Raw genomic sequence first — 26,422 nt, 5'->3', positions numbered from 1 at the left:
AAAGCCGGCCTCCTCGCATAATTGCTGCCAGCTTTCGCCATCCAGCGCGATCCGGGCGGAGCAGCGCAGCGCCCGATATTTGCGCGCCAGCAATTTGGGCGGCGCGCCATAATAGCGGTTAGTGAGCCGCGCGAGCTGGCGCTGCGACAGGCCGGTGGCTTCCGCCAGCGCTTCGATACGCGGCGAACCTTCGCCGATCAGCCAGGCATCGACGGCGGCGAGCAATTCCCAAGTCGCCTTCCGCAATGGCTGCACGATCCGCCCAAGCTGGGTCCAGATCAGATCCGCCATGGCATCGCCGTCAGCCGCGTCCATATCCCGCAGGCGATCGAGCAAGGCGGCAAAGACGCCTTCGTGCACGTCGGTAAAGTCGAGCAGCCGGTCGGCAAGGTCGCTTGCATCCTGTCCGCACAGCGACCTCCAGCCAGCAGGCAACAGGGAAATGCCCAACACGCGTGCCGGGCCATTTAGCACGAACCGGGTTGCCCCCATGGTCGGTCCGAGCAGGCACACGGTCGGCGTTGCGACCTTCGCGCCGTCCTGAAACTGGTAATGACCATTGCCGCTGAGCATGAACCGCAATTGCGGCACATCGGCGCGCGTGGCGTCGGCGTAGGAATCAGCGGTCACGCTGAAATGATAGAGCGAACCAAAATAGAGACGCAGCCGCTCGGGCGGCGGCATATAGTGCAACCGCACCGGTCCCTGCGCCGCAGCCACCGCATAGGACAGTGGACCCCGCTCATCCGGCAACGCAACCGCGCCCGCCGGCTTAGATGCCTGATGCGACCCCATATTTTCACCCCGCCGCCCACTATGCGCCTGACGTCACAATACGCAAGGGCCATGAAGTCCAATGGCGACCCGCGCCAGCAATGGCAGAGGGGCAAAAAAATGACCCGACGGTTTTCACCGCCGGGTCAGGAAAAGGTCTCGTTGGCCATAGGGCCTAGGAGCCTTCGGGTCGCAGGAGCGCTTTACGCCCGAATCATTGAAAGTTTATTGGACAGAACGGACATTTCTGCGTCCGAAACGGTCTCAATGATGACGTTTGCTGTCATTAAGTAACGCGGCGTTGGGGCGTGTGGCGCGGCTGTCACAGTGACTCGACGGCGATGGGCGGCGCTGGCATAGCGCCACCATGTCCTATCGCCTGATCCGTCCGCTGCTCTTCGCGCTGGACCCTGAACGCGCGCATAATCTGTCGATCGCCGCCCTGCGTATGACGCCGACGGCGCACCCGCTGCCTGCCGACCCAATGTTGGAAAGTCAGGTTGCCGGTCTGCGCTTTCCCAATCCCGTTGGCCTTGCCGCGGGCTATGACAAAGACGGACGGGTCGCGCACAAGATGCACAGCCTGGGCTTTGGCTTTGCAGAATTGGGCACGCTTACGCCGCTGGCTCAGCCGGGCAATCCTCAGCCCCGCCTGTTCCGCCTTGTCGAGGACCGGGCCGTCATCAATCGGTTCGGCTTCAACAATGGCGGCCAGGGCGCAGCGGCCGACCGAATCGCCCGCTATCGCCGGCCCAAGGGCGAAGGTCCGGTGATCGGCATCAATATCGGCGCGAACAAGGACGCGACGGCGGCGGGCCGGGGGATTGCCGATTATGTCACGGGCGTCACCTGCATGATGCCGCTCGCCGATTATCTGACGGTCAATATCTCCTCGCCCAATACGCCGGGACTGCGGGCGCTTCAGGACCGCGCGGCGCTCGATGATCTGCTGGGGGCGGTGATGGCGGCGCGCGGCGCGGACCGGACGCCCATTTTCCTTAAAGTGGCGCCCGATCTGACGCCCGCGGACATGGAGGACATTGCCGCTGCCTGCACCGATCACGCGATAGACGCGCTCATCGTGTCCAACACCACCACCAGCCGGCCACCGCTGCGGTCCGTTTACGCGACGGAGGCCGGTGGCCTGTCGGGCGCGCCGCTCAACGACCTGTCATTGGCGCGGCTGCGCGATTTCCGGCGGCTGCTGGGCGATCGGCTACCGCTGATCGGCGTGGGGGGCATCGCAAGCGCGGAGCACGCCTATGACCGAATCCGCGCCGGCGCATCGCTGGTGCAGATCTACAGCGCGCTTGTCTATGAAGGCCCCTGGCTGGCGCGGCGCATCAATGCCGGGCTGAAGGCGCTGATGATGCGCGACGGGGTGCGCACCATCGCCGAATTGGTGGGAAGAGACGCCTGATCCGTTCAACGGAGCATGATGACGCTATCGAAAAGGTTGCGGCATGTCGCAGAGCGCCTAGGGTGCCGGTCATGACGTTCCGCCTATCGGCCGCACTGGCCCCGCTCGCCCTTCTCACGACCACCATAGCGGTTCCCGCGCCGCTGCTGGCCCGCACACCGGTCGCGCTCAACGCCACCGTTTCGGCGGCCGACCCGCGCGCGGCTCAGGCCGGGCAAGAGATATTGCGCCAGGGCGGCAGCGCCACCGACGCCGCGATCGCGATGATGCTGACGCTGGGCGTTGTCGAACCCCATAATAGCGGCATCGGCGGCGGCGGCTTCCTTATGCATCATGATGGCGGCACCGGCCTGCTGGAATCGATCGACGGGCGCGAAACCGCGCCGGCCGCCGCGCGGCCCGACCGCTTCCTTGGCCCCGATGGCAAACCCCTGCCCTTCATCCAGGCCTGGCCGGGCGGCTATTCGGTCGGGGTGCCCGGCAATCTGCGGCTGGCATGGGAAGCGCATCGCAAATGGGGCAAGCTGCCCTGGGCCGACCTGTTCCAGCCGGCGATCAAACTGGCGCAGGATGGGTTTGAACTGGGGGAGCGCACAGCGACCGCGCTCAACCGGTTGAAGGATATCTGGAAGGATTTTCCCGAAATCCAGTCCTATTTCTGGGTCGATGGCGCGCCGCCGCCGGTGGGCACGCTGCTCAAGAACCCGCCGCTCGCCGCGCTCTACAAGCGGGTAGCTGTGGAAGGGCCGGACGCCTTTTACCTGGGAGAAAACGCGCAGGCCATCGCCAGGGCGGTGACGGACGCGCCCAAAAATCCGGTGCCGATGACGACCGCAGATCTGGCCGGCTATACCGCCAAAATGCGCAAACCCGTGTGCGGCAAATATCGCGCCTATACCGTGTGCGGCATGGGTCCGGCATCAGCCGGCGGCGTGACCGTGCTCGAAATATTGGGAATGGTCGAACGCTTCCCGCTGGGCCAATGGGGCAAGGATGATCCACGCAGCTGGCATGTGATCGGCGAAGCGATGCAGCTGGCCTATGCCGATCGCGATACCTGGCTGGGCGATCCCGACTTCGTGTCGGTGCCGGTGTCCGGCATGATCGACCCCGCCTATTTGAAGCGCCGATCCGCCATGATCCGGCTGGATCGGTCGTTGCGCACCTATGAACCGGGCACACCGCCCGGAGCGCAGCCGCGCACCGCGGCAGGGCCGCAGCCCGAGGCCGGCACCAGCCATTTCGTGGCAGTGGACCGCAATGGCGATGTCGCCAGCTGGACCTCCACCATCGAAAGCTTCTTTGGCAGCCAGCTGGTCGCCAATGGCGTGATCCTCAACAATGAACTTACCGATTTCAGCTTTGCGCCGGAAAAGGACGGGAAGCTGGTCGCCAATCGCGTCGAGCCTGGCAAGCGACCGCTGTCCTCCATGTCGCCGACCATCGTCTATAATGACAAAGGCGTGCCGATTTTCACCGTGGGCGCAGCCGGCGGGCGGACCATCATCATGCAGGTGGCCAAGGCGCTGATCGCGCATTTCGACTGGGGGCTGTCAGCGCAGGACTCGATCGCGCACGGCCTTATTTATTATAACAAGGACGGTCTGGTGCTGGAGCAGGGCACATCGCTAGAGGCCATGAAGGTGCCGCTCGAAAAGCTGGGCCATCATGTGACGCTGAGCCCGCTCGGCCTCAAGGCCAATGCCGCCGAACGCACCGCCGAGGGCCATTGGGTCGGCGCGGCAGACCCCCGCAGTCCGGGCGTATCTTTGCAGGAATGACGGGATAAGGTCTGCCACTGCGACCTATCCAATAGGCCTTCCAAATAGCTGCACCCGATCCGCGAGCGGACCGGGTGCAGCCATGTTCATAAAAGCCAGACGGATCAGTTACGAACGTCGGCTTCCGTAACCGGCGCGATCTTGATTTCGACGCGGCGATTGGCGGCCTTGCCCTCCTCGGTTGCGTTGGACGCTATGGGCTGCGTTTCACCAAAGCCGCGCGTGCCGATACGCGCCGACTGGACGCCCCGGCCGACCAGATAATTGGCGACTGCCTGCGCACGCCGTTCCGACAAGGTCTGATTATAGGCGTCCGACCCATCGCTGTCGGTATGCCCATATACGTCGATATAAGTCTTGGGATATTGGGCCAGGACGCTGGCGACATCATTCAACGTCGGCTGGAACTGTGGCTGCACGTCGGCACGGTCATAGCCGAAGGTAATGCCTGACGGCATGCGCAGCAGCAGATTGTCGCCGTCACGGATCACATCGACGCCGGTGCCGGCAGTTTCCTCACGCAGCTTGCGCTCCTGCGCGTCCATATAGGCGCCAATACCCGCGCCCGCGACAGCGCCGATGCCTGCGCCCAGAATCTTTTCGGTACGATCATTGCGGCCGCCGACCAGATCGCCCAGCAGATAGCCGCCCAGCGCGCCGCCGATGCCGCCGATCGCCGCCTTGGAAATCGACCGCTGACCGGTGTTCGGATCGGTCGTGCAGGCGGTGGTTGCCAACATGGCGGCCAGACCCGCCGCGCCCATGATGCGATGAGAAATCCTCATAATATCCGTTCCCTTGTCTTTATCCGCCCGCAAAAGGAGCGCATGGCCCCCCAAATGGCCAAGCCTCGATCTTTGTTCCACAGCCGAACTGAACTACCGATGATGGCGATGTTGTGAAATTGAAAGAATAGGCGCTATAGGGGGCAACTGACCACCATGGCCACGATCCCCTCCCCAACTCCGACGCCCTTTCCCTGGGTCGACATCGTCATCATCCTGGCGCTGGTTGCGCTCAATGGCGTCTTCGCCATGTCCGAGCTTGCGATCGTATCGGCGCGGCGGCCCCGGCTGCAGGCGATGGAAAAGGCGGGGCGGAGGGGTGCCAGGGTCGCGCTCGACTTGGCGGCGGATCCCGGCCGCTTCCTGTCGACCGTACAGATCGGCATCACGCTGATCGGAATCGTCGCAGGTGCCTATTCAGGCGCGAGCTTGGGCGGTCCCGTTGGCCAGCGACTGGAAGCTCTGGGCCTCGCTTCTAATATTGCAGCCACGGCCGGCTTTTCGCTCGTTATTGGCCTTACGACCTATGCCTCGCTGATCGTGGGCGAACTGGTGCCCAAACAGTTTGCGTTGCGCGCGCCGGAGACGATTGCCCTGCTGGTCGCGACGCCAATGTTGTGGCTGGCTAAGCTGACCGCGCCGCTGGTCTGGATATTGGATGGATCGAGCGCGCTGATCTTCAAGCTGTTGCGCATGGATCGCGAATCGGAAAATCACGTCACAGCTGAAGAATTGCACCTGATCGTTGCGGAAGCCAGCCGGTCAGGCGTGATCGAGGAAAGCGAGCGCGCGATTATTTCGGGCGTGGTGCGCCTGGCCGATCGGCCAGTGCGCGAGGTGATGACCCAGCGTATGGATGTCGACTGGATCGACCTGAATGCCGACGAGGAAACGATTCGCGCCCGGCTGCTGGCGACGTCCCATACCCGTTTGCCGGTCGGGCGCGGGTCGGTCGAGGATATTGTCGGCGTCGTCCAGGCGCGCGACATCATGACTGCCCTGTTTCGGGGGGAAGCGTTGACGCTCGACATATTGATGCGCCGGGCGGAGATCGTGCCCGATCAGGTCGATGCCATGGACGCGCTGGAAGTGCTGCGCCGGTCGGATGTGCCGATGGTGATGGTGCATGATGAATATGGTCATTTCGAAGGCATTGTGACGCCGGCCGACCTTATGTCCGCGATCGCGGGGCATTTCGCGTCGGACCGCGACGCCTTTGACGAGCCGGACTTGGTGGAGCGGGAGGACGGCAGCCTGCTGGTGTCGGGCCAGATGCCGATCGACCAACTGGCAGACCGGATCGACATCAGCCTGTCGGAAGACCGTGATTATGCGACGGTGGCCGGCCACGCGCTCTGGTTGATGCGGCGCCTGCCCGAGGTAGGCGATTTCGTGGATGACCAGGGATGGCGGTTCGAGATTGTGGACATGGACGGGCGCAAGATCGACAAGCTGCTGGTGGCGGCATTGCCCTGAGCGGCTGAGGCCGATGAACAGGAAGGTGGGCGGTTGAACGCCATTGACATCGCCACGGCAATGATCGCGCGGACCCTGGCGCAGGTGTTCAATCCGCTGATGATCGTGGGGATCGCCGGCGCGCAGGGCAGCGGGAAGTCTACCCTTGCCGCAGCCATCAAGACACGCATGAACAACGCGCATGTGCCGACCGCGCTGCTGTCCATCGACGACCTGTATCTCACCAAGGCCGAGCGGACCGCGCTGGCGCGAGATGTGCATCCGTTGCTGCGCACGCGGGGGGTGCCGGGCACGCATGACATTGGCCTTGGCGTTGAGGTTATCTTGGCTCTTGAACGCGGCGTGGCTGCGGCGCTCCCGCGCTTCGACAAGGGCAGCGATGACCGCCTGCCGCAGGCGCAATGGGATCACGCCCCGACAGGCACGCGCCTCTTGCTATTGGAGGGGTGGTGCGTCGGCGCCCGGGCGCAGTCGATTGACGCTTTGGAAGCGCCGATCAACACCTTGGAGCGCGACGAGGATGCGGACGGACACTGGCGTCACTTCGTCAACGCGACATTGGCAGGACCCTATCAACGGTTGTTTGACCGGATCGATTGCCTTGTCTTTCTGGCCGCGCCCGATTTTTCGGTCGTTCATCGATGGCGCAGCGAACAGGAAGAACCCCTGCGCGCGGCCGGCAAAGGGATGGACGACGCTGCCCTGTCACGCTTCCTTCAGCATTATGAACGGATCACGCGCCACATGCTCGACCATATGCGGGCGCAGGCCGACTTGCTGATTGAACTGGACGCGGCGCGGGCGGTTGTAAAGGCGCGAGAAACAGGCGCTACCAGCCCAGTTCCACGGCATGATCCGGGTCGGCCAGCGCGGTAAGACGGCGCGCCGCACGACGGGCAAAGCGCAGGGTTTCCGCCTTGCGCCGGGCGGCGGCAAGGGGTTCGACCGGCGCAGGGCGTACCAGTTCGGCGTCATATTGGTCGGCGACGATCAGTCCCGTGCGCCCCGGCCAGAGCGATTCGCCTTCAAATGGGCTAAGGTCGAAACCTGCTGGCACAGCCCAGTAGAAACGATCACAATAGTCGAAATAATCGGGCCATTTCATGTCGCCCAGCAAATCGGCGCGGCTGCATTTGATTTCAACGATGGTCAGTCGCCCGGCGCTGTCAATCGCCATGATGTCGGCACGCCGGCCATTGGGCAGCGGCACTTCCAGGATGCCGCTCATGTCATGCCGAAAAAAGAGACGCAACGTCCCGCGCGCGACCGCCATGGCCGTGCCGTCGGTAAGCGGGGAGCAGTCGTCTTGTGCAATGCTATTCATGCCCAACCATTAGAACAATATAGGAACAAAAGAAAAGCCGATTCGGGCAGTCCGAACCGGCTCAGTCTTTTGTCTTGTCCGCAAATCCGGCGGGATCAGCGGTAGAAGATATGATTGTCGATCGAGGCCAATTTGGTTTTGCCCCAGCCCGGCGAAACCCGGCGGGCGTGGAAGAAGAGCGCACCTTCAGCCCGACTGTCCCAGCTGTCCTCCATCGCGATTTGCGCAATGGCGACGGCCTGGCGCCAGCTGCGGCTTTCCATGCGGATCGGCGGCATCGATCCGCGGCGCACGAAGCTGAACTGGCTGGGCTGATAGATGACACCGCACAGGCTGTCGGCGAAGCGGCCGGACTTGGCGCGGTTGATGATCACCCGCGCAACGGCCAGCTGGCCTTCCAGGCTTTCGCCCTTGGATTCGAAATAGACTGCTCCGGCCAGGCACTGCATGTCGCCGTCCAGCTCCTCGGGCGCGCCTTGGGCGTCGACCAGAGCAGCGAGGCTGGTTGCCGAAAAATCGGAGTCGGAAGAAGAAGAGGAACCGGCCACATGGTCGGAATCCAGCGGCTGCGCAGTTTCGCGCGGAGCGGCAAAGACGACCGCAGGCTGCGTGGCAGCGGGTACAGTCTTTGGCAAGGACGTCACCGAGGCGATGGATTCGCCAGCGATCGACATTTCAGAAGCGGACATGGCGGCGGCCGCGGACAAGGCAAAGGCTGCGACGATCGCAGCTCTCAAACGAAAACTCATTTCAGCTCAAAAACAAGCGGTTCTTGGCCGGGGCGTCGTCTATTGTAACCCTATTGTCGCGACGACCGGCCGCCTCCCGTCTGCGTGTTTACCAGACCCGCCCCCCATGGACGAAACGGCAACCTGCGCAATGGCGTCGCGCGCCTCTGCCCGGACCATGACGGTCTGTCAACGATCAGCAAATCGTTTCAGCGGCGAACCGTTCCGCTTGCGCGACATCGAGTTCGACTATCCACAGGTCCGGGTCAGACCTGCGGCGGCGTTCGATATAAGCCGATAGCGCCTCGGGCCCTTCCGCCGGGGCGGGGCCACAACGCATTAACGCATATCCGCCATCAAGGTTCGGCACTCGTTCAAAAAGTCCTGCTTCCCGTCCGCGTTCCACCGCCTGGACAAGGATGACGCCGCTTATCTCATCGCCTTTGACAAGGATGGTGGCGAATCCGCCCGCCTCCACGACTCGCCGTCGCAGCGCTCCGACCAGCATCGCGCTGGTCAGGCGGGGATCAGGCGGCATAGCCGGGAAGCGAGGACAAGGGGAATTGCGAGCGCATGAAGGTGCCCGTTCCCCGACCGACCTCTTCTCCGTCGGAGTCGATCAGGCTCGCTTCGGCGACATAGACGCGCCGCTTGCCACTGATCCAGCGCCCCTCCGCGCGTATTCGTCCCGGCCCGATCGGGCGGGTGAACAGGAGATTGAAGGCAGTCGTCAGCAGGAAGCGATCGCTCACCAGGCTGTTGGCCGCATAGAAGGCGGCATCGTCCAGCATCTTGAAATAGACCGTGCCATGCACTGCGCCGGCCGCGTGGAACTGGCTTTCATCGACATCGAAGTCGATGCGGGACCGGCCTGCTTCGGTGATGACGAGATCGGATCGAAACAGGCGGTTGATCGGCGCGGAACGATAAAGCTGCTCCAGCGCGCGAAAATGCGCGGCTTCCCCGCTCGGACTTTCAGGCTGCGTCACGCGTCCCGCTGCCTGCAAGGAGCGCATAAAGTGCTTCGGCCGAACTGGCGCCCCGCAGGCGCGCCACATTATGATCGTCACGCAGGTAACGCGACACGCGCGCCAGAGTCTTCAGATGCTCGGCGCCGCTATCCACCGGCGAAAGCAGAGCGAAGATGATATCGACCGGCGCCTCGTCCACGGCGTCGAAGGGGATGGCGGGATCAACGAGAACGACCAGAGCGCACATGCGGGCAAGGCCGGGGATCTTGGCATGCGGAATGGCGACGCCGCCGCCAAATCCAGTCGACCCAAGCCGCTCGCGGTCGAACAGCGCCTCGGCCACGATCGCAGCATCAAGGCCATAGGCATCCGCCGCCAGCGCCGCGATTTTCTGAAACAGCTGTTTCTTGCCATTGATCGCGAGCCGCGCGGCCAGCGCGTCGGGCGAGACGATATCGTTGAACTGTACCATGACCATTCCGAACCAGCCGAGCCGCGCTCAGCCAGGGGGAAGATTATGCGCGTATGCTCGGGGACTGTGAAGCCCGGCCCCATAAGCCGCCCGACCCGGAAGGTCAACAGCAGCGGGGCCGGGCGCAAGGGGTCAGGCGCGGGGCTCAACCCAGCCAATCGTCCCATCCTGGCGACGATAGACCATATTATAGGTCGATGTGCCCGCATTCATGAACAGCAGGGCATTGGTGTTGCGCAGATCAAGCATCATCACCGCATCCGATACGCTCGCCTCTGGGATGTCGACGCGCGTTTCCGCGACGATCAGGGGCGCGTCATCGGGTTCTTCCTCTTCGCGGCCGCCGGCAAAGATGGTGTAGCCTGCGCCATCGACATCATCCAGACTGAAGCCGTTGGCGCGCTGCGCTTCGGCGGCTGCGGCCTGCTGGCTGCGGTCCTTCAGACGGCGCATATAGCGACGCAGCTGCTTTTCTATCCGCTCGGCCGCCTGGTCGAAGGCCGGATGCGCCTCCTGCGCTTCGCCCGCGCCCTTGAGGATAAGACCCGTCATGACATGACAGACGATGTCGCAATGAAAAGCGCCGTGGGGCGCGCCGCGGAAGGTGACCTGGGCGGAAATCGTGCGGGAAAAATATTTCTCGGCCATCGCCTCGAGCCGATCCCAGACATGCTGCTTGAGCGCGTCGCCCGTTTCGACCTGATGCCCGGAAACACGAATATCCATATGCCTTCTCCTTATTCTTGCCGAACCGCCGGGAGGGCGGCCGGGTTGGCGTGAAGGCACAGGTCCTTGATGGGCCTATGCCTCCTCCAGCCAGAGCGGCCTGTCCAGCGTCGCGACGAACGCGGCGTGCCGTTCCAGCTCCTGCGCGCTCGCCATGAAGACGCGCGCAGGACGAACAGGGCGAACCACGGGACTTTCCGTCAGTTCCACCCTGACGATCTCTTTTGCCTCCTCCTGTGCCAGACCCAGGCCAATCTGACGGCCGCCGGTCAGTTCGATATAGAGTTGCGCCAGCAATTCCGCGTCCAGCAGCGCGCCATGCTTGACGCGATGGCTGCGATCGATGCCGTAGCGGGTGCAGAGCGCGTCCAGACTGTGCTTGGCGCCCGGATGGAGTTGACGGGCAATCGCGACGGTGTCGATCATGCGGTGCATGCCGACTTGCGGATGGCCGCATAATGTCAGTTCATGGTTGAGGAATCCGAAGTCGAAGCGCGCATTGTGCGCGACCAGCGGACTGTCCTCCAGAAAATCGAGCAGTTCCAGCGCGCCCAGTGAAAAGACCGGATGCTTGGCCAGGAAATCGGCGGACAGGCCATGCACGGCAAAGGCGGCCGCCGGCATATCGCGTTCGGGGTGATAATAAGCGTGGAACGTGCGTCCGGTGGGCACCCGATTGACCAGTTCGATACAGCCAATCTCCACCATCCGGTCGCCGGATGCAGGGTCGAACCCTGTCGTTTCGGTATCGAAAATAATCTCGCGCATCGCCCTCGCAATCGACTCTGTGGGCTAACCCTTATCTGCCTGTCTGGCGGCCAAGGCAAGCGACCAGACGGCGAACCTGTGCGGCCGTTTCGGCTAAGCTCGTACCCGTATTGATGATATAGTCAGCCCGCGTCCGCTTTACAGCATCGGGAGTTTGCAGGTTGACGATCTGCCGGAATTTGGACGCCGTCATTCCGGGCCGGGCGAGCACGCGCCGACGCTGCTTCCACGCCGGTGCGGTAACGACAATCACGCCGTTCAGCCGCCTTTCGCCACGGGTTTCGAACAGCAACGGTATGTCGAGGATGACGAAAGCGCGGGCGCGGTGGCGTTTCAGGAACCGCTTGCGCCGGTCGTGGACGGCCGGATGGACGATCGCCTCCAGCGCCTTGCGTGCTTGCGGATCGCCGAAGACGGCAGCGCCCAGCCTAGCACGATTCACGCCCTTGGGACCCGTGGTTCCGGGAAATCGGGCTTCGATAGCGGGAAGCAAGGGGCCGTCCGGGCCTTGCAACCGGTGCACCTCCGCGTCGGCATCGAATACCGGCACCCCGGCCCGGCGGAACATGGCCGCGACGGTCGATTTGCCCATGCCGATCGAGCCGGTCAGGCCATAGACCTTCATGACTGGGCGGCGAGGAGCCGTTCGCGCAATTCCCCGTCCAGTTCGCGAGGCGGCTGCGCGTCGAAGAATATGTCGAAGGCCAGAGCCGCCTGTCCAATCAGCATTTCCAGGCCATCAAGCGTCCGCAAACCCCGCGCGCGCGCAGCTTTGAGCAAGCCGGTTTCCAACGGGGCATAGACGATGTCGTAGACGATCGCCTTTTCGGGCAACGGCGTCAGGTCGAGATCGAGCGCGGGCTGCCCGACCATGCCGAGCGAGGTTGAATTGACCAGCAGGTCAGCGGCCGGCAGCGCGTCGGCCATGCCAAGCACCCTGCCCTTCACCCTGGCGCGATCAAGCAGCGCCTGACCCTTGGCGGCGTCGCGCGCCATGATGCTGATGTCGGGAACGCCAAGGCTGGCCAGCGCGAATAAAATCGCCCGCGCCGCGCCGCCCGACCCGATAATGACGGCGCTCTGGCCCTGCCAGCCGTCGCGCAGCAATGGCTGGAGGAAACCGCCCGCGTCGGTGTTGGTGCCGATCAACGGTCCGCCGGTTTCCGAGGCAATGGTGTTGACCGCCCCGATCCGGTCGCGCACGCCGCCCGGATCATCGACATAATCGAGCACTGCGATCTTATGCGGAATGGTGACATTGCAGCCGAGCCAGTCCGGGTCGGCGCGCCGCTGAAGGAAATAGGTGCTGAGGCTATCGGCTGTCACGTGCGTCTTGCGATATTCCGCCTCAATATTGAGGGCCTCAAGCCAGAAATTATGGATGAGGGGCGACTGGCTGTGCGCGATCGGATCGCCGATTACCTCGGCATAGGGAAGTTTGTCGGTCATGCTTTCAGAACGCCACGCACGCGCAGAAAGTCAAGCAGGGGAAGAAGCGGCAGGCCCTGGATCGCGAACTGACTGCCTTCAATCTGGCTGAAGAGCTGCGCGCCTGGTCCTTCGATCCGGTAACAGCCTACGCACCAGCGGCATTCGTCCCAGTCGCTGTCCAGATAGGCAGTAATAAAGTTTTCCGACAGCGGCCGCACGGTCATGCGCACCCGCTCGACATGCCGCCAGATCGGCTCACCGTTCAATACGATCACCGCAGCGCTGTGAAGATGATGCACGCGGCCCGAAAGCTGGCGCAGGATGCGCTCCGCATCGGCCCGATCAATCGCCTTGTCGATCATCTCGCCCCGTTCCGCGCCGTCGCCGATGCTGAGCGTCTGGTCGCAGCCCAGCACCAGCGCGCCAGGCACGCGACGCGACACCTTCAGCGCCTTCAGTTCCGCCAGGGCATCGGCGAGCGCGCGGGCGTCCAGCCCGTCGGCGCGCAGCGCCGCCTTGGCGGCATCTTCGTCCACGCCGGGGGATAGCGCCTCGAAGGACACCTGCGCCGCCGTCAGCAGCGCCCGGCGGCTGGCGCTTTGCGAGGCAAGGACGATCATGCGCCGTCTCCCTCCGCGAGCACTCGGTCGTTGAAGAGGTTGATGATTGCCGCGGCGGCTTCCTCGATCGACCGCCGCGTCATGTCGATGACGGGCCAGCCATGGTCAGCGAACATGCGCCTGGCAAAGGCCAGTTCATCCTGCACCTTGTCGATATCGACATAAGCGGTTTCAGGCGCCTGGTTGAGCGAGAGTAACCGGTTACGTCGAATCTGGATCAACCGTTCGGGACTGACGGTCAGCCCCACGACCATGGGATGACGCAGAGTGTAGAGACTGCGCGGCGGCGGCGATTCCGGTACGAGCGGGATATTGGCGGTCTTGTAGCCGCGATTGGCGAGATAGATGGAGGTTGGCGTTTTGGACGCACGCGAAACGCCCGCCAGGACGATATCGGCCTCCTCCCAATTCTCATGGCCAACGCCGTCATCATGCGCGATGGTGAATTGGATCGCCTCGATCCGCGCGAAATAGGCTTCGTCCAATATATGTTTGCGGCCTGGCCGGGTGCGGGTTTCCTGCCCCAATATGTTGGAGAGGGCGTCTGCCACGCTGTCGAGCGCCGCGACATGCGGCAGACCCAGCGCGCGACAGCGGGTTTCCAGCCGCCGCCGCAGCATATGGTTCGTCAGCGTGAACAGCACGAGGCCCGGATTGGCGGCGATATCCTCCATGATCCGGTCAAGGTGCACATCCGACCGCACCATCGGCCAGAAATGGCGGATCGCCTCGACATTTTCGAACAGGCCGATCGCCGCCTTGGCAATATTTTCAAGCGTTTCCCCGGTGGAATCTGACAGAAGGTGGAGGTGGATACGCGCCATGTGCCCATCTGTGTGGAAGGGCTGTGGATAAAGCAAGGGAGGAATCAGTGGATGAAATCGCGGTTTTGGTCGCTCCCCACTGACCGGACTCTTATCCACACCCCTCCCACAGGCGCTGGATTTCATCCACAGCCTGTGGATAGCGGGGGCAATTGCCTGACTCGGACGCGATTGCGTCAATCGCCAGAGTCAATCTGTTGGCAATTCCGGGCACAGCGCATTAACCCCGCTGCCAACGCACCAACATCTGCATCATCCTTTTTGAATCTTAATTAAGTGAGAGTCTGATGAGCCTGAACGGCCCGGCCCATGGCGCCGACAAGAAACTTCTGGGCGTGCTCCGGGGTGAACGTCCGGCAGTGCCGCCAGTCTGGCTGATGCGCCAGGCAGGCCGCTATCTACCGGAATATCGCGAGTTGCGCGCCGATAAGGGCGGCTTTCTGGAACTGGTCTATGACAGCGCCGCCGCGGCGGAAGTGACGCTGCAACCGTTGCGCCGGTTCGGCTTTGACGGAGCGATCCTGTTTTCGGACATCCTGATCGTGCCCTATGCCATGGGGCAGGATTTGTGGTTCGAGGCCGGCGAAGGCCCACGCCTCGCGCCGATCCTGGCGGAGACGGACCTGTCGGCGCTGACGCCCGACTGGTCGCGTTTTGACGCCGTCTATGACACGGTACGCCGCGTGAAGGCCGCGCTGAACCCCAATGTCACCTTTCTGGGCTTTGCCGGCAGTCCCTGGACGATCGCAACCTATATGGTGGCGGGCCAGGGCAGCAAGGATCATGGGGCTGCGCGGCGCATGGCCTATGGCGAGCCCGATCGCTTTGCCGCGCTGATCGACGCGATCATCGCGGCGACTGTCGAGTATCTCAGCGGCCAGATCGCGGCCGGGGTCGAGGCCGTACAATTATTCGATAGCTGGTCCGGCAGCCTGGCGCCGATCCAGTTCGAACGCTGGGTGATCGACCCCAACCGCCGCATCGTCGCGGCGCTGAAAGAACGCCATCCCGATGTTCCGGTCATCGGCTTTCCAAAGGGGGCGGGCGCGAAGCTGGCCGATTATGCGGTGCAAACCGGCGTCGATGCTGTCGGCGTGGACGAAACGATCGATCCGCATTGGGCGCATGGCGCCTTACCGGCAGGCATGCCAGTGCAGGGCAATCTCGATCCCCTCGCCCTGATCGCGGGCGGCCGCGCTGTGGAGGAGGCGGTGGACGCGATCCGCGCCGCCTTTGCCGATCGCCCGCATATCTTCAACCTTGGCCATGGGATTTTGCCCGACACGCCCATTGCGCATGTCGAGGCGCTTCTTAGCTATGTGCGACAGCAAGGAGATTGCAGCTGATGGCCTATCTTGGCGCCGCTTATCTGTGGGTGAAGGCCGCCCATCTGATCTTCGTCATCTTCCTGATGGCGGGCTTGTTCATGATGCCGCGCTTCTTCGTCTATCATCAGGAAACCGTGCCGGGGTCGCCAGAGGACCAGCGCTGGATCGAACGCGAAGGCCGCTTGCTCAAGATCATCCTCAATCCCTCGCTGGTGCTGGTCTGGGTGCTGGGGTTGATGCTGATGGTTGAAATCGGCGCGTGGCAGTTCGGCTGGTTCCACCTCAAGCTGCTCTTCGTGCTGGGCCTGACCGGCTATCATGGCTGGATCGCGAGCTACACGAAGAAGCTGGCCAAGGGGCAGCGGCCACTGGGTGATCGGCAATTGCGCCTGCTGAACGAAATTCCTGGGATCGCGGCGGCCGTGATCGTGATCGCGGTGATCGTGAAACCCTTCTGATCCCCCTGCTTGCGTTTAGGCAGGATCGACTGCGATATTGTCGATAAGGCGTGTGGTGCCCAGTTTTGCTGCGCCGAGCAGCCGCGCCGGCCGATCAAGCCTATGTATCGGCTCGAGCGTTGTCGCGTCGCACAGGGTTATATAGTCGATCGGGCCAAAACCATGGGCCGACAGCGTCGCTATCGCCTGCGCCAGCGCGCCATCGACGGGATCGCCGCGTTCCATCTGTCGCTTGGCTTCGCCCAGCGCGCGCGGCAGCGCCAACGCCTTTTTGCGTTCGTCTTCGGTCAGATAGGCATTGCGCGACGACAGGGCGAGGCCGTCCTCGGCCCGCTGCGTCGGCAGGCCGACAATCTCGATAGGCAGGTCAAGGTCGGCCACGAAACGGCGGATGACGGCAAGCTGCTGATAATCTTTTTCACCAAAGATCGCGACATCGGGCCGGACCTGATTGAACAATTTGGTCACGACCGTGGCGACGCCGTCGAAATGACCGGGCCGCGCTGCGCCATCCAGTCCTTCGCTGATGCCAGACACGCTGATATTGGTGGCAAATCCGGCGGGATACATGACGTCGACGCTCGGCGCCCAGAGAATGGCAACGCCGGCTGCCTGAAGCAGCTGCGCGTCCTTGGCTTCGCGCCTTGGATAGGCGTCCAGATCCTCGTTCGGGCCGAATTGCCGGGGATTGACGAAGATCGACACGACGACATGGCGTCCGTGGCGGCGCGCTTCCTCCACCAGGGCCATATGCCCGTCATGCAGCGCGCCCATGGTGGGCACCAGAGCGATCGGCCGTCCGTCGCTGCGCAGGGCATCGACAGCGGCGCGGAGGGCGGGCAGGTCACGCAGCGTTTGCACGGGAGGATGGGCTCCGATAAGGGCGAGGAAATAATGGCGTCCTGCTATGCCGGTGCCGGCGCGAGCGTCAATCATCATTGCGACAGTCAACGGGGTTATCAGGGGCAATGGGCAATCCTCAGCCGCATCTCATCATCTTCGCCAATGAAAAGGGCGGTACGGGCAAATCGACGACGGCCGTTCATACCGCCATCGCGCTCAGCGCCCTGGGGCACCAGGTTGGCCTTATCGACCTCGATCCGCGGCAACGGACGGTCACCCGCTATATGGAAAACCGCGTTGAAACCGCACGTCGCCGCGGCATTGACCTGCCAGTGCCCGATTTTTCGGTCTTTACCGGCGACAGCACCGACGCGCTGGACGATCTGGTGGTGGAGATGGCGCAGGGCAAGGATTTCCTGGTCGTCGATACGCCGGGACGCGACGATGTCTTCGCGCGCCATCTGGCGCCCCACGCCAACACGTTGGTGACGCCGATGAACGACAGTTTCGTCGATTTCGACCTCATCGGTCAGGTCGATCCTGAAACATTCAAGGTGCGGCGCTTGTCCTTCTATTCGGAACTGATCTTTGACGCGCGCAAGACGCGGGCAAAGGTGGACGGGGTCACGATCGATTGGGTGGTGCTACGCAACCGCGTCCAGCATCATGATGCGCGCAACAAGAAGCGGGTGGGCGACGCACTGATGGAATTGTCGCGCCGGGTCGGTTTCCGGGTCATCCCCGGTCTGTCGGAACGCGTGATCTTTCGCGAGCTTTTCCCGTCAGGCCTGACCCTGCTGGACAAGGGGCATCTGGGCGAACTGGGTGTCAGCCACATTGCCGCGCGACAGGAATTGCGGGAGATGGTGGCGGGCTTTGCCCTGCCGACGCAGGGTGGCGCCGCCTCTGTGGATCTGATCGGCGCGGCCTGATGGGCGTGTTGACGCTGCTGATCGCAGCTCTCGCCATCTGGCTGATCTGGACCGGCAAGCTGCAACGCATGACCGCGAAGGACGGGATTGCCCTGGGCGCAGCGCTGGTGGGGGCGGTGCTGGCGGCAAAGGGCAAGCCAGTGATCGGCGCGCCGCTGCTGATCAGCGTCGCGCTGTTCTTCGCGCAACAGGGGCAGGCGCGCGCGCGGCGGCGCAAACGGGCGATCCCTCCTGCCCCGACGGCTGATTACGCCGACATTGCGCGCGCACGCGCGCTACTTGGGCTTGGCCCGGATGCCGATGCCGATGCGATCCGCGCGGCGCATCGGCGCCTGATCGCGTCTGTTCATCCCGACAAGGGTGGGACAGAGGCGCTGGCGGCGCAGATCAATGCCGCGCGCGATCTGCTGCTGCAGGAGCGGGCAGGGCGGTGAGCCATCGCTTCGATCCCACGCTGCTGCGCGACTATGACCTGCGCGGCACGGTGGGACGAACATTGCAAGAGGCCGACGCCTGGGCGCTGGGGCGTAGTTTCGGGACGATCGTCGCGCGCAGCGGCGGGCGGCGCGTCGCGGTGGGCTATGACGGGCGGTTGAGTTCCCCGATGCTGGAGGCGGCTCTGGTCGACGGCCTGGTTACGACCGGAATCGATGTGGCGCGTATCGGCCTAGGGCCGACGCCGATGCTATATCATGCCGAATATACGGGCGATGTGGATGGCGGCATTCAGATAACCGGCAGCCATAATCCCGCCGATCAGAATGGCTTCAAGCTGGTGAAGGGGCATGCGCCTTTTTTCGGGGCTGAGATACAGGCGTTGGGCGCTCTGGCTGCGGCGGGGGATTGGGATGAGGGCGTGGGCTGCGTTCAAAGCCATCCTGTTCTGGACGCTTACGTCGCGCGACTGATGCAGGGCTTTGACGGTCCGGCGTGCCGTGTCGGTTGGGATGCGGGCAACGGCGCGGCCGGGCCTGCGGTGGAGCGTTTGACGCAGCTGCTCCCTGGTGAGCATCATCTGCTCTTTACCGATATAGACGGTCAATTTCCCCATCATCATCCCGATCCCAGCAAGGATGCTAATCTGGCTGACCTGCGCACGCTGGTCCTGGAGAAGCAGCTCGATTTCGGCGTGGCTTTCGATGGGGATGGCGACCGGATCGGCGTGATCGACGGACAGGGCCGTGCGATTTCCGGCGATCAGTTGCTCGGTTTGTTCGCCGAAGAGGTGGTCAAAGCGCGGCCTGGCGCGCCGATCGTGGCCGACGTCAAGACCAGCCAAACCGTGTTCGACCGGATCGCCGCGCTGGGTGGCCAACCCATGATGTGGAAGAGCGGGCATAGCCATATCAAGTCCAGAATGAAGCAGATTGGCAGCCCACTGGGCGGGGAAACGACAGGGCATCTCTTCTTCGCCGACGATTATCCCGGTTATGACGACGGACTTTATGCCGCCGTCCGACTGATCCGCGCCGTTGGCGGATTGGGGCGGAGCGTGACCGACATGGTTGAAGGCTTGCCCCGAAGCATCATCACGCCGGAAATCCGCATATCGGTGCCGGAAGCGCGCAAATTTGCGGTGGTGGATGAGGTGCGCGGACGGCTGGAGGCCAAGGGCGCCGACCTTAATCTGGTTGATGGCGTACGCGTGCGCGAACCGCTGGGATGGTGGCTTCTGCGAGCGTCCCACACGGAAGCAGCGCTGGTGGTCCGGGCAGAGGCCACGGACGAACCGGCACTGGCCGATATGCTCATGATCCTCGATTCGCAGCTGGAAAAGTCCGGGATCCACAGGAATCCGGCCGGGGAAGGATGAGGGGGGTGTATCCCAACGGCAGAATGATGCAGGTCTTAACGCGACTTTCCCCTAGGGAAAGGAGGCAAAAATCATCCAGTTGCAGAAAATGCAATCATCGATGATCCATTCGCATTTGCGATAGTCCGTGCTGCACCGCAAACAGAACAGGCCTTTCAGGCATCCTCTCCTAAAACTTCAAGGCCGCCTTTCCGGGCGGCTTTTTTTTGCCTTCGTTGCCGGGCTTCATCGTCTGGCAGCCGTAGCGTCAGTGAGGTGCGCGCCTGCGCGACCACCTGCAAAAGTGCGATGAACGACGGCGCATATACTGGAAATTCACGACATCTTTGGTAAGTCGCCTGCGTCATAAGCCCGGTTCGCGCGTTGCAGCCAGCGTCCGCCCGGGACCGAAGAAGAGTCGCCAACAATTAGAGGATGCACCCCATGTCTTTAAACCGCCGTTTGCCTTGGTCCCTTCTTGCAACCGCCGCACTCGCTTTGCCGGTGCCCGCGCTCGCCGGCGGTTTCTACCTGCAGGAACAGTCGCCGATCGAGATTGGCCGCGCGCTTTCGGGCGGCGCTGCGGCCGGGGACGACCCGTCCACCATCTATTTCAATCCCGCGGCGATGACGGAACTTCAGGGCGTGCAGCTGTCGGCTGGCGCATCGGCGCTGATGGCGTCGGCGCATCAGACCAATCGTGGCAGCTATCGTTCGGTCCCCGGATCGACAGTGCGCGTGCCCGTGACGGGCGGCGATGGTGGCAATCCGTTCGAGAGCGTGATCCCGGTGCCGAGCTTCTATGCCAGCGCGCAGGTGACCGACAAGCTGTGGCTGGGCCTGGGCGTGAACGCGCCCTTTGGCCTGAAACTGGAATATGACGATGACTTCTTCGGGCGTTATGATTCGCTCTACACCAACCTCAAAACCTATAATATCCAGCCTTCGGCCGCCTATAAGCTGACTGACAATCTGTCGATCGGCGGCGGCGTGGACGTGCAATATGTGAAGGCGACGCTGACCAACGCGCTGCCGCAGGTGTCGCCGCTTGTCCCGACGGATGGTTTCACCAGCCTGAAGGGCGATGACTGGTCGGTGGGCTGGAATGCGGGCCTGTTCTATACCACGGGCGACACGAACTTCGGTGTGCATTATCGGTCGGGCATCAGTCACAAGCTGCAGGGTACGCAGATCATTTCGGGCGTGGCCGCGCCGCTGACGGCCGCCAATGGTGAATTTGCCGCGACGGCTCCGCTCGATCTGCCTGATATCGTTACCGTCAGCATGATGCATCGCCTGACGCCGCAACTGCGCGCGATGATTACCGGCAAATGGTATAACTGGTCGAAGTTCAAGGGCATTGCGGTCACGTCCGCCACTGGCACAACCAACAAGGAACTGGATTACAGGGACAGTTACTCAGTCAGCGTCGGTGGTGAATATGATGTCAGTCCCGCGCTGACGCTGCGGGCCGGCACGATGTTCGACCGCACGCCCACCAATCCGCAATATCTGACCACCCGCGTGCCCGACGGCGATCGCGTCTGGCTGACCGGCGGCGCGACCTGGAACGTGTCGCAGATGATGGCGCTCAACCTCAGCTACGCGCACACCTTCGTCGAGAAGGCGAATATCATCCGTCCCGACAGCTATTTCCCGGCGCCCGCCACCGTCACCGCGACCACCCTGGCGCAGACCAGTGGCAACGCCGACCAGGTCGCAGCGTCGCTGACCGTCCGCTTCTGATCAGGCGTTCGTTTCTGCGCGTCTGCGGTTTCAACCCGCCGCGCGAATGACTATAGGGGCTTCGTAACCACGGAGCCCCTTTTTCATGTCTGACCATAATCCCGGCCTGCGTCCCTGGCGCGATATCGCCCGCCGCCAATGCCGGCAGATCATGGTCGGCAATGTTCCCGTGGGGGGCGATGCGCCGGTCAGCGTCCAGACGATGACCAACACGCCCACGCACGACGTCAAGGCGACGATCGACCAGATTCGCCGCTGCGAGGAGGTGGGTGTGGATATCATCCGCGTGTCCTGCCCTGACGAGGCATCGACCGCCGCCTTGAAGCAGATTGTGCGCGCCGCCCGCGTGCCGATCGTTGCGGACATCCATTTTCATTATAAGCGTGCCCTGGAGGCGGCGGACGCGGGTGCGGCGTGCCTGCGCATCAACCCCGGCAACATCGGCAGCGAAGCGCGGGTCAAGGAAGTGGTGGATGCGGCCAAGGCCAATGGCTGCTCGATCCGCATCGGCGTCAACGCTGGCTCCCTTGAAAAAGACCTGCTGGAAAAATATGGAGAGCCCTGCCCCGAGGCATTGGTCGAAAGCGCGCTCGACCATATCAAGCTGCTCCAGGATCAGGATTTCCACGACTATAAGGTCGCGGTGAAGGCGAGCGACGTGTTCCTTGCCGTCGCCGCCTATATGCAGCTGGCCGAGGCGGTCGATTGTCCGTTGCATCTGGGCATTACCGAAGCGGGTGGGCTGATCGGCGGCACGGTCAAGAGCGCGATCGGCATCGGCAATCTGCTCTGGGCCGGCATCGGCGACACCATCCGCGTGTCTCTGTCCGCCGAACCGGAAGAGGAAGTGCGGGTCGGCTACGAGATATTAAAGTCGCTCGGTATCCGCACCCGCGGGGTCAAGGTGATTTCCTGCCCATCCTGCGCGCGGCAGGGCTTCGACGTCATCCGAACGGTGCAGGCGCTGGAGGAGAGGCTCCAGCATATCCACACGCCCTTGTCGCTCTCGGTCCTGGGCTGCGTTGTCAACGGCCCGGGTGAAGCGCGTGAAACCGACATCGGCCTGACCGGCGGCGGCGCGGGCAAGCATATGGTCTATCTGTCGGGTGTCACCGATCATACGGTTCAGGACGCCGATATGGTCGACCATATCGTTCGCCTGGTGGAGGCCAAGGCAGCCGAGATCGAGGCGGCGAAGCTGGAGGCCGAAAGCACCGACGCCGGCAAGATCGAAGCGGCGGAATAGGCAGCGCGCGACCATGGACGCCTCGCCGCGTGGCGTCGCGGCCCCCTTTGCCGTCTGCTGCCTGGGCGTCGCGCTGTTTTCAGTGATGGACGCAACGATGAAGGGGCTGGGGCTGGAGATAGGTCTCTACAATGCCCTTTTCTGGCGGGCGCTCGCGGGGACCATACTTGGTCTTATATTGATGCTGGGAACGCGGCAGCGTTGGCCCGGCGCGGCAGTGCTGCGGATCCATCTGCTGCGCGGCGTCGTCGTCGCCGCTATGGCGGCGTTGTTCTTCTGGGCGATCCTGCGCCTGCCGCTGGCCGAGGCGATCGCCCTGTCCTTCATCGCGCCGTTGATCGCCCTGTATCTGGCTGCATGGCTGCTTAAGGAACGTGTCGGGCGGCGCGCGATCGGCGCATCGCTCCTGGGTGTGATTGGGGTCGCGGTCATCCTGTCGGGCCGGTTGCAGGGGCGCTATGAACCCGATGCGCTGATCGGGGCGCTGGCGGTATTGGGCTCGGCGCTCCTCTTCGCGTGGAACCTTATCATCCAGCGCAGGCAGGCGCAGCTCGCCTCCCCGATCGAGGTCGCCTTTTTCCAGCATCTCATCATGCTGGGCGTATTCACGCTGGCGGCGCCATTCTGGCTGACCGTGCCTTCGCTGGATGCTGTCCCATTGATAGTCCTTGCCGCGACCCTGGCCTTTACCTCGCTCGCGGCGCTGGCTTGGGCCTATGCGCGGGCGGAGGCACAGCGCCTGATCCCGGTGGAATATAGCGCGTTCATCTGGGCCGCGATCATCGGCTGGCTGGTATTTGGCGAACCCTTGACCATACCGACGCTGGCGGGCGCCTTGCTGATCATTGCCGGCTGCCTTATCGCGGCGCGCTCGAAACGGGTGGCAATCGCCCATGTGGAGGCAGGAACGGCATGAGCGCCATCATCATTCGCGCGGCACAGGCCGACGACATCGATACGATACAGGCCTTCATTCGCGCGCTCGCCGATTATGAACGGCTGGCGCATGAGGTGAAGGCCGATCGCGAAACGCTTGGCCGCTATTTGTTCGGACCCCGCCCGATGGCTGAGGTACTGATTGCGGAGGCGGACGGGTCGGCGGTGGGCTTTGCCCTGTTTTTCCATAATTTCTCGACCTTCGAAGGACGACCCGGCCTGTATCTGGAGGACCTGTTCGTACTGCCGGAGGCACGCGGGCTGGGCGCGGGCAAAGCGCTCCTGTCCCGCCTTGCAGCGCTCGCGATGGAACGCGACTGCGCGCGGTTGGAATGGTCGGTGCTCGACTGGAATGAACCGTCCATCGCTTTCTATCGAGCCTTAGGCGCGCGTGCGATGGACGAATGGACAGTGCAGCGGGTCGATGGGCAGGCGCTCGTCCGCTTGGCCGCACTCCAGCCCTAGACCACGGATCGTTACGGTAGATCGACGGGGCGCGGACTTGACGCGGACTCCCCGCTCGGCGCATTGTGCCGAAACGGAACATTTGGGGGACATGGGTAAGTTATGGCCGTCGGCCGCACCGTCAAACGCACGCCGGAATGGCGTGAAATGCTCAAGCGCAGCCTGATACGCAGCGGCGCGCTGATCGGCGCGATCGCGCTGATGCTGGGAACCTTGTTCCTGGCACTGGCGCTGCTCAGCTATGCGCCGAGCGACCCGTCGATGAACACGGTGGCCGGCGATCATGTCGCCAACATCATGGCCTCGCCCGGAGCTTGGGCGGCCGATTTCCTGCTCTGGCTGCTGGGTGTGCCGGTAGCCTTGATCCTGCCGCTGATGGCGGTCACCGCTCGTCGCCTCTGGGGCGATCAGGACATGGCGGGGTGGAAGGGCCAGTTTGGCAAATGCCTTTTCGGCATCATTCTGGTCGGAATCGCCTTGGCATTGTTCCAGACCGACCCGCTGGTCGGCCTGCCCGCCGGCTGGGGCGGGGTGATCGGCCTGGTGACGGCCAAGGGGATTGGCAGCCTGCTGGTGCAGGCTCCCGCCGCCGCGCCGTGGATCAAGGGCGGCTTGATCATCCTGGCACTGATCGTCGGCCTGTTCACCTGCTATCGCAGCCTGGCGCTGGAAAAGCCGATCATCGCGCTGCGCCGCCCTGCGTTGCCACGGCTGAACCTGCCGCGTCCCAGGCTTGCGCTGGCAGGAAGCCCAGCCGCCGACGAACCCGTGTCGCAGGACGAGGAGGATGAGCGGGTCATCGCGCCGCGCCGGCAGGTGTCGAATGAACCCAAACCGCCGATCACGATCCAGGCGCCCAAGCCGGCGCCTGTGCAGCGCGCCATGGCTCCTGTCAGCCAGGACGATCTATTCGGCAACAGTTCGCTGCCGTCGCCCGATTTGCTCAACCCCATTCCTGCCAATCAGGGCGGCAAGATCGACAAGGCTGCGCTGGAGCGCAACGCCCGCCTGCTCGAATCCGTGCTCGACGACTTTCATGTGAAGGGCAACATCACCGAAGTGCGGCCCGGCCCGGTCGTCACCATGTATGAACTGGAGCCCGCGCCCGGCATCAAGGCGAGCCGCGTCATCGCGCTGGCGGACGATATCGCGCGCAACATGTCGGCGCTGTCGGCTCGCGTGGCGACGATTCCCGGACGCACCGTCATCGGCATCGAACTGCCCAATGCCAATCGCGAGGGCGTGTCCTTCCGCGAACTCATCACCAGCGAGCAATTCGGGCAGGAAGCGACTTTGCCCATCATCCTGGGCAAGAATATCTCGGGCGAGCCGATCATCGCGGACCTGGCGCCCATGCCGCACCTGCTGATCGCGGGGACGACCGGGTCGGGCAAGTCGGTGGGCTTGAACGCGATGATCCTGTCATTGCTGTATCGCATGACACCCGATCAGTTGCGCCTGATCATGATCGACCCAAAGATGCTGGAATTGTCGACCTATGACGACATCCCGCATCTCCTTTCGCCGGTCGTGACCGAACCCAACAAGGCCATCCGTGCCTTGAAATGGGCCGTCGAGCAGATGGAGGATCGCTATCGTATGATGGCGTCCATTTCCGTGCGCAACCTTGCCAACTATAATGAGAAGGTGCGCGCCGCCAAGGCGAAGGGCAAGCCGCTCGGCCGCCGCGTCCAGACCGGCTATGATCCCGAAACCGGCAAGCCGATCTATGAGGAGGAACAGCTCGATTTCCAGCCGTTGCCGCAGATCGTGGTGGTGGTGGACGAGTTGGCCGACCTCATGATGACGGCGGGCAAGGAGGTCGAATTCCTGATCCAGCGGCTGGCGCAGAAGGCGCGGGCGGCGGGCATCCACCTCATTCTTGCAACGCAGCGCCCCTCGGTCGACGTCATCACCGGCGTCATCAAGGCGAACCTGCCGACCCGCATCAGCTTCTTCGTCACCTCCAAGATCGACAGCCGCACGATCCTGGGCGAACAGGGCGCTGAACAGCTGCTGGGCAAGGGCGATATGCTCTATATGCATGGCGGCAAGGGGCTGACCCGCGTCCATGGTCCCTTCGTGTCGGATGACGAAGTGCGCATGGTCGCCGACCATTGGCGCGCGCAGGGCCAGCCAGACTATATCTCCGCCGTCACCGAGGAGCCGGAGGAAGGCAGCTTCGCGCTTGATGGCGTCGATCTGGGCGATGACAGTCCCGACGCACAGCTGTTCCGCAAGGCATGCCAGCTCGTGTTCGAGAATCAGAAGGCATCGACCAGCTGGCTCCAGCGGCAATTGCGCGTGGGTTATAACAGCGCGGCGCGCCTGATCGAACGGATGGAGGAGGAAGGGCTGGTCGGCCCGCCCAACCATGTCGGCCGCCGCGAAGTGCTGCGCGACGAAAATGGCAATCCCATCTGAGGCGGTTGCAGGACGTGCAATCGTCATCGAATGCTTCGCATTTGAACGCAGGCGCGCGTGAAGGCATAGGGAAAAGGCCTTTCAGGCATCCTCTCCTAAAAACTTTCAGGGCTGGTCTTCGGACCGGCCCTTTTTTTCCGCCATTGGAGCGG

28 protein-coding genes are annotated in these 26,422 nt (G+C 63.3%); 14 read left to right on the top strand and 14 right to left on the bottom strand.

What is annotated here, in order from left to right; genetic code table 11:
* The coding region (locus tag B2V90_RS15575) for an AraC family transcriptional regulator (protein ID WP_293922132.1) at positions 1 to 795 on the bottom strand (795 nt) is incomplete at its 3' end.
* A 346-nt stretch (positions 796 to 1,141) separates the two neighbouring features.
* Between B2V90_RS15575 and B2V90_RS15570 the strand changes: the two genes are divergently transcribed.
* Both B2V90_RS15570 and ggt read left to right on the top strand, forming a co-directional pair.
* On the top strand, positions 1,142 to 2,194 hold the full coding sequence (locus B2V90_RS15570; RefSeq protein ID WP_009823333.1) for a quinone-dependent dihydroorotate dehydrogenase: 1,053 nt from the start codon (positions 1,142 to 1,144) through the stop codon (positions 2,192 to 2,194).
* A 71-nt stretch (positions 2,195 to 2,265) separates the two neighbouring features.
* A complete protein-coding gene (ggt, locus tag B2V90_RS15565) occupies positions 2,266 to 3,975 on the top strand; it encodes a gamma-glutamyltransferase (protein ID WP_228221446.1) in 1,710 nt (569 codons plus the stop codon).
* Positions 3,976 to 4,079: 104 nt separating this feature from the next.
* On the opposite strand, the gene B2V90_RS15560 is transcribed toward ggt, so the two are convergent.
* Complete coding sequence (locus B2V90_RS15560) at positions 4,080 to 4,760, bottom strand: OmpA family protein (RefSeq protein ID WP_009823331.1); 681 nt, start codon at positions 4,758 to 4,760, stop codon at positions 4,080 to 4,082.
* Positions 4,761 to 4,916: 156 nt separating this feature from the next.
* Here B2V90_RS15560 and B2V90_RS15555 point away from each other — a divergent pair, with 156 nt between their 5' ends.
* Entirely contained in the window at positions 4,917 to 6,236 is a 1,320-nt protein-coding gene (locus B2V90_RS15555) for a hemolysin family protein (protein WP_228221445.1), read from the top strand.
* Positions 6,237 to 6,296: 60 nt separating this feature from the next.
* A complete protein-coding gene (locus B2V90_RS15550; protein WP_228221542.1) occupies positions 6,297 to 7,112 on the top strand; it encodes a kinase in 816 nt (271 codons plus the stop codon).
* On the opposite strand, the gene B2V90_RS15545 is transcribed toward B2V90_RS15550, so the two are convergent.
* The 11 genes from B2V90_RS15545 to B2V90_RS15495 all read right to left on the bottom strand — a co-directional run bounded on the left by B2V90_RS15545 (position 7,066) and on the right by B2V90_RS15495 (position 14,100).
* Positions 7,066 to 7,560, bottom strand: coding sequence for an MmcB family DNA repair protein (locus tag B2V90_RS15545; protein WP_228221444.1), 495 nt, complete (start codon positions 7,558 to 7,560; stop codon positions 7,066 to 7,068). The two genes, B2V90_RS15550 and B2V90_RS15545, sit on opposite strands and share 47 nt — an antisense overlap.
* A gap of 95 nt (positions 7,561 to 7,655) precedes the next feature.
* Positions 7,656 to 8,309 carry a cell wall hydrolase gene (locus B2V90_RS15540; RefSeq protein ID WP_009823327.1) on the bottom strand — a complete coding sequence of 218 codons (654 nt, stop codon included), beginning with the start codon at positions 8,307 to 8,309 and terminating at the stop codon, positions 7,656 to 7,658.
* A 175-nt stretch (positions 8,310 to 8,484) separates the two neighbouring features.
* Positions 8,485 to 8,796: a DUF1491 family protein gene (locus B2V90_RS15535; RefSeq protein ID WP_266103068.1), complete on the bottom strand. Its 312-nt coding sequence runs from the start codon at positions 8,794 to 8,796 to the stop codon at positions 8,485 to 8,487.
* 19 nt (positions 8,797 to 8,815) lie between these two features.
* On the bottom strand, positions 8,816 to 9,304 hold the full coding sequence (locus tag B2V90_RS15530) for a PaaI family thioesterase (protein WP_228221442.1): 489 nt from the start codon (positions 9,302 to 9,304) through the stop codon (positions 8,816 to 8,818).
* Complete coding sequence (locus tag B2V90_RS15525; RefSeq protein ID WP_228221441.1) at positions 9,264 to 9,731, bottom strand: PTS sugar transporter subunit IIA; 468 nt, start codon at positions 9,729 to 9,731, stop codon at positions 9,264 to 9,266. Before B2V90_RS15525 ends, B2V90_RS15530 begins: the two co-directional genes overlap by 41 nt.
* Positions 9,732 to 9,863: 132 nt before the next feature.
* Complete coding sequence (hpf, locus tag B2V90_RS15520) at positions 9,864 to 10,457, bottom strand: ribosome hibernation-promoting factor, HPF/YfiA family (RefSeq protein WP_009823323.1); 594 nt, start codon at positions 10,455 to 10,457, stop codon at positions 9,864 to 9,866.
* Positions 10,458 to 10,532: 75 nt separating this feature from the next.
* Complete coding sequence (gene dnaQ / locus B2V90_RS15515; protein ID WP_009823322.1) at positions 10,533 to 11,225, bottom strand: DNA polymerase III subunit epsilon; 693 nt, start codon at positions 11,223 to 11,225, stop codon at positions 10,533 to 10,535.
* Between the two features lie 31 nt (positions 11,226 to 11,256).
* Positions 11,257 to 11,850, bottom strand: a complete 594-nt coding sequence (coaE, locus tag B2V90_RS15510; RefSeq protein WP_009823321.1) for a dephospho-CoA kinase — start codon at positions 11,848 to 11,850, stop codon at positions 11,257 to 11,259.
* The gene (gene aroE / locus B2V90_RS15505; RefSeq protein WP_228221440.1) at positions 11,847 to 12,674 is read right to left on the bottom strand and encodes a shikimate dehydrogenase; all 828 of its coding nucleotides are present in this window, start codon (positions 12,672 to 12,674) and stop codon (positions 11,847 to 11,849) included. Before aroE ends, coaE begins: the two co-directional genes overlap by 4 nt.
* Positions 12,671 to 13,276 carry a Maf family protein gene (locus B2V90_RS15500; RefSeq protein ID WP_228221439.1) on the bottom strand — a complete coding sequence of 202 codons (606 nt, stop codon included), beginning with the start codon at positions 13,274 to 13,276 and terminating at the stop codon, positions 12,671 to 12,673. The genes aroE and B2V90_RS15500 overlap by 4 nt, the downstream gene beginning before the upstream one ends.
* Entirely contained in the window at positions 13,273 to 14,100 is an 828-nt protein-coding gene (locus B2V90_RS15495; protein ID WP_228221438.1) for a pyruvate, water dikinase regulatory protein, read from the bottom strand. Before B2V90_RS15495 ends, B2V90_RS15500 begins: the two co-directional genes overlap by 4 nt.
* A 287-nt stretch (positions 14,101 to 14,387) precedes the next feature.
* Here B2V90_RS15495 and hemE point away from each other — a divergent pair, with 287 nt between their 5' ends.
* Positions 14,388 to 15,446: a uroporphyrinogen decarboxylase gene (gene hemE, locus B2V90_RS15490; RefSeq protein WP_228221437.1), complete on the top strand. Its 1,059-nt coding sequence runs from the start codon at positions 14,388 to 14,390 to the stop codon at positions 15,444 to 15,446.
* Complete coding sequence (locus tag B2V90_RS15485; protein WP_009823316.1) at positions 15,446 to 15,886, top strand: CopD family protein; 441 nt, start codon at positions 15,446 to 15,448, stop codon at positions 15,884 to 15,886. Before hemE ends, B2V90_RS15485 begins: the two co-directional genes overlap by 1 nt.
* 15 nt (positions 15,887 to 15,901) lie before the next feature.
* Here B2V90_RS15485 and panC read toward each other — a convergent pair whose 3' ends face one another.
* Positions 15,902 to 16,747, bottom strand: coding sequence for a pantoate--beta-alanine ligase (panC, locus tag B2V90_RS15480; RefSeq protein ID WP_228221536.1), 846 nt, complete (start codon positions 16,745 to 16,747; stop codon positions 15,902 to 15,904).
* Positions 16,748 to 16,854: 107 nt separating this feature from the next.
* On the opposite strand from panC, the gene B2V90_RS15475 reads away from it, so the two are divergent.
* The 8 genes from B2V90_RS15475 (at position 16,855) to B2V90_RS15440 (ending at position 26,270) form a co-directional block, all read left to right on the top strand.
* The gene (locus B2V90_RS15475) at positions 16,855 to 17,661 is read left to right on the top strand and encodes a division plane positioning ATPase MipZ (protein ID WP_228221436.1); all 807 of its coding nucleotides are present in this window, start codon (positions 16,855 to 16,857) and stop codon (positions 17,659 to 17,661) included.
* Positions 17,661 to 18,095 (top strand): molecular chaperone DnaJ, encoded by a 435-nt coding sequence (locus tag B2V90_RS15470; RefSeq protein ID WP_228221435.1) that lies wholly within the window; start codon positions 17,661 to 17,663, stop codon positions 18,093 to 18,095. Before B2V90_RS15475 ends, B2V90_RS15470 begins: the two co-directional genes overlap by 1 nt.
* The gene (gene pgmG, locus B2V90_RS15465; protein ID WP_228221434.1) at positions 18,092 to 19,474 is read left to right on the top strand and encodes a phosphoglucomutase/phosphomannomutase PgmG; all 1,383 of its coding nucleotides are present in this window, start codon (positions 18,092 to 18,094) and stop codon (positions 19,472 to 19,474) included. The genes B2V90_RS15470 and pgmG overlap by 4 nt, the downstream gene beginning before the upstream one ends.
* 423 nt (positions 19,475 to 19,897) lie before the next feature.
* The gene (locus B2V90_RS15460; protein WP_228221432.1) at positions 19,898 to 21,199 is read left to right on the top strand and encodes an OmpP1/FadL family transporter; all 1,302 of its coding nucleotides are present in this window, start codon (positions 19,898 to 19,900) and stop codon (positions 21,197 to 21,199) included.
* Between the two features lie 85 nt (positions 21,200 to 21,284).
* Positions 21,285 to 22,445 carry a flavodoxin-dependent (E)-4-hydroxy-3-methylbut-2-enyl-diphosphate synthase gene (gene ispG / locus B2V90_RS15455; protein ID WP_009823310.1) on the top strand — a complete coding sequence of 387 codons (1,161 nt, stop codon included), beginning with the start codon at positions 21,285 to 21,287 and terminating at the stop codon, positions 22,443 to 22,445.
* 13 nt (positions 22,446 to 22,458) lie between these two features.
* Complete coding sequence (locus tag B2V90_RS15450; RefSeq protein WP_228221431.1) at positions 22,459 to 23,361, top strand: DMT family transporter; 903 nt, start codon at positions 22,459 to 22,461, stop codon at positions 23,359 to 23,361.
* Positions 23,358 to 23,846 carry a GNAT family N-acetyltransferase gene (locus tag B2V90_RS15445; RefSeq protein ID WP_228221430.1) on the top strand — a complete coding sequence of 163 codons (489 nt, stop codon included), beginning with the start codon at positions 23,358 to 23,360 and terminating at the stop codon, positions 23,844 to 23,846. Before B2V90_RS15450 ends, B2V90_RS15445 begins: the two co-directional genes overlap by 4 nt.
* A gap of 102 nt (positions 23,847 to 23,948) precedes the next feature.
* Positions 23,949 to 26,270, top strand: coding sequence for a DNA translocase FtsK (locus tag B2V90_RS15440; protein ID WP_228221429.1), 2,322 nt, complete (start codon positions 23,949 to 23,951; stop codon positions 26,268 to 26,270).
* The last annotated feature ends 152 nt before the right edge of the window (positions 26,271 to 26,422 follow it).

Origin of the sequence: Sphingobium sp. UBA5915 (assembly GCF_002431195.1) — a bacterium.
GTDB classification, from domain to species: domain Bacteria; phylum Pseudomonadota; class Alphaproteobacteria; order Sphingomonadales; family Sphingomonadaceae; genus Sphingobium; species Sphingobium soli.
Note: the sequence above shows the minus strand (reverse complement) of the source record. Positions and strands in the feature narration are given on the sequence as shown.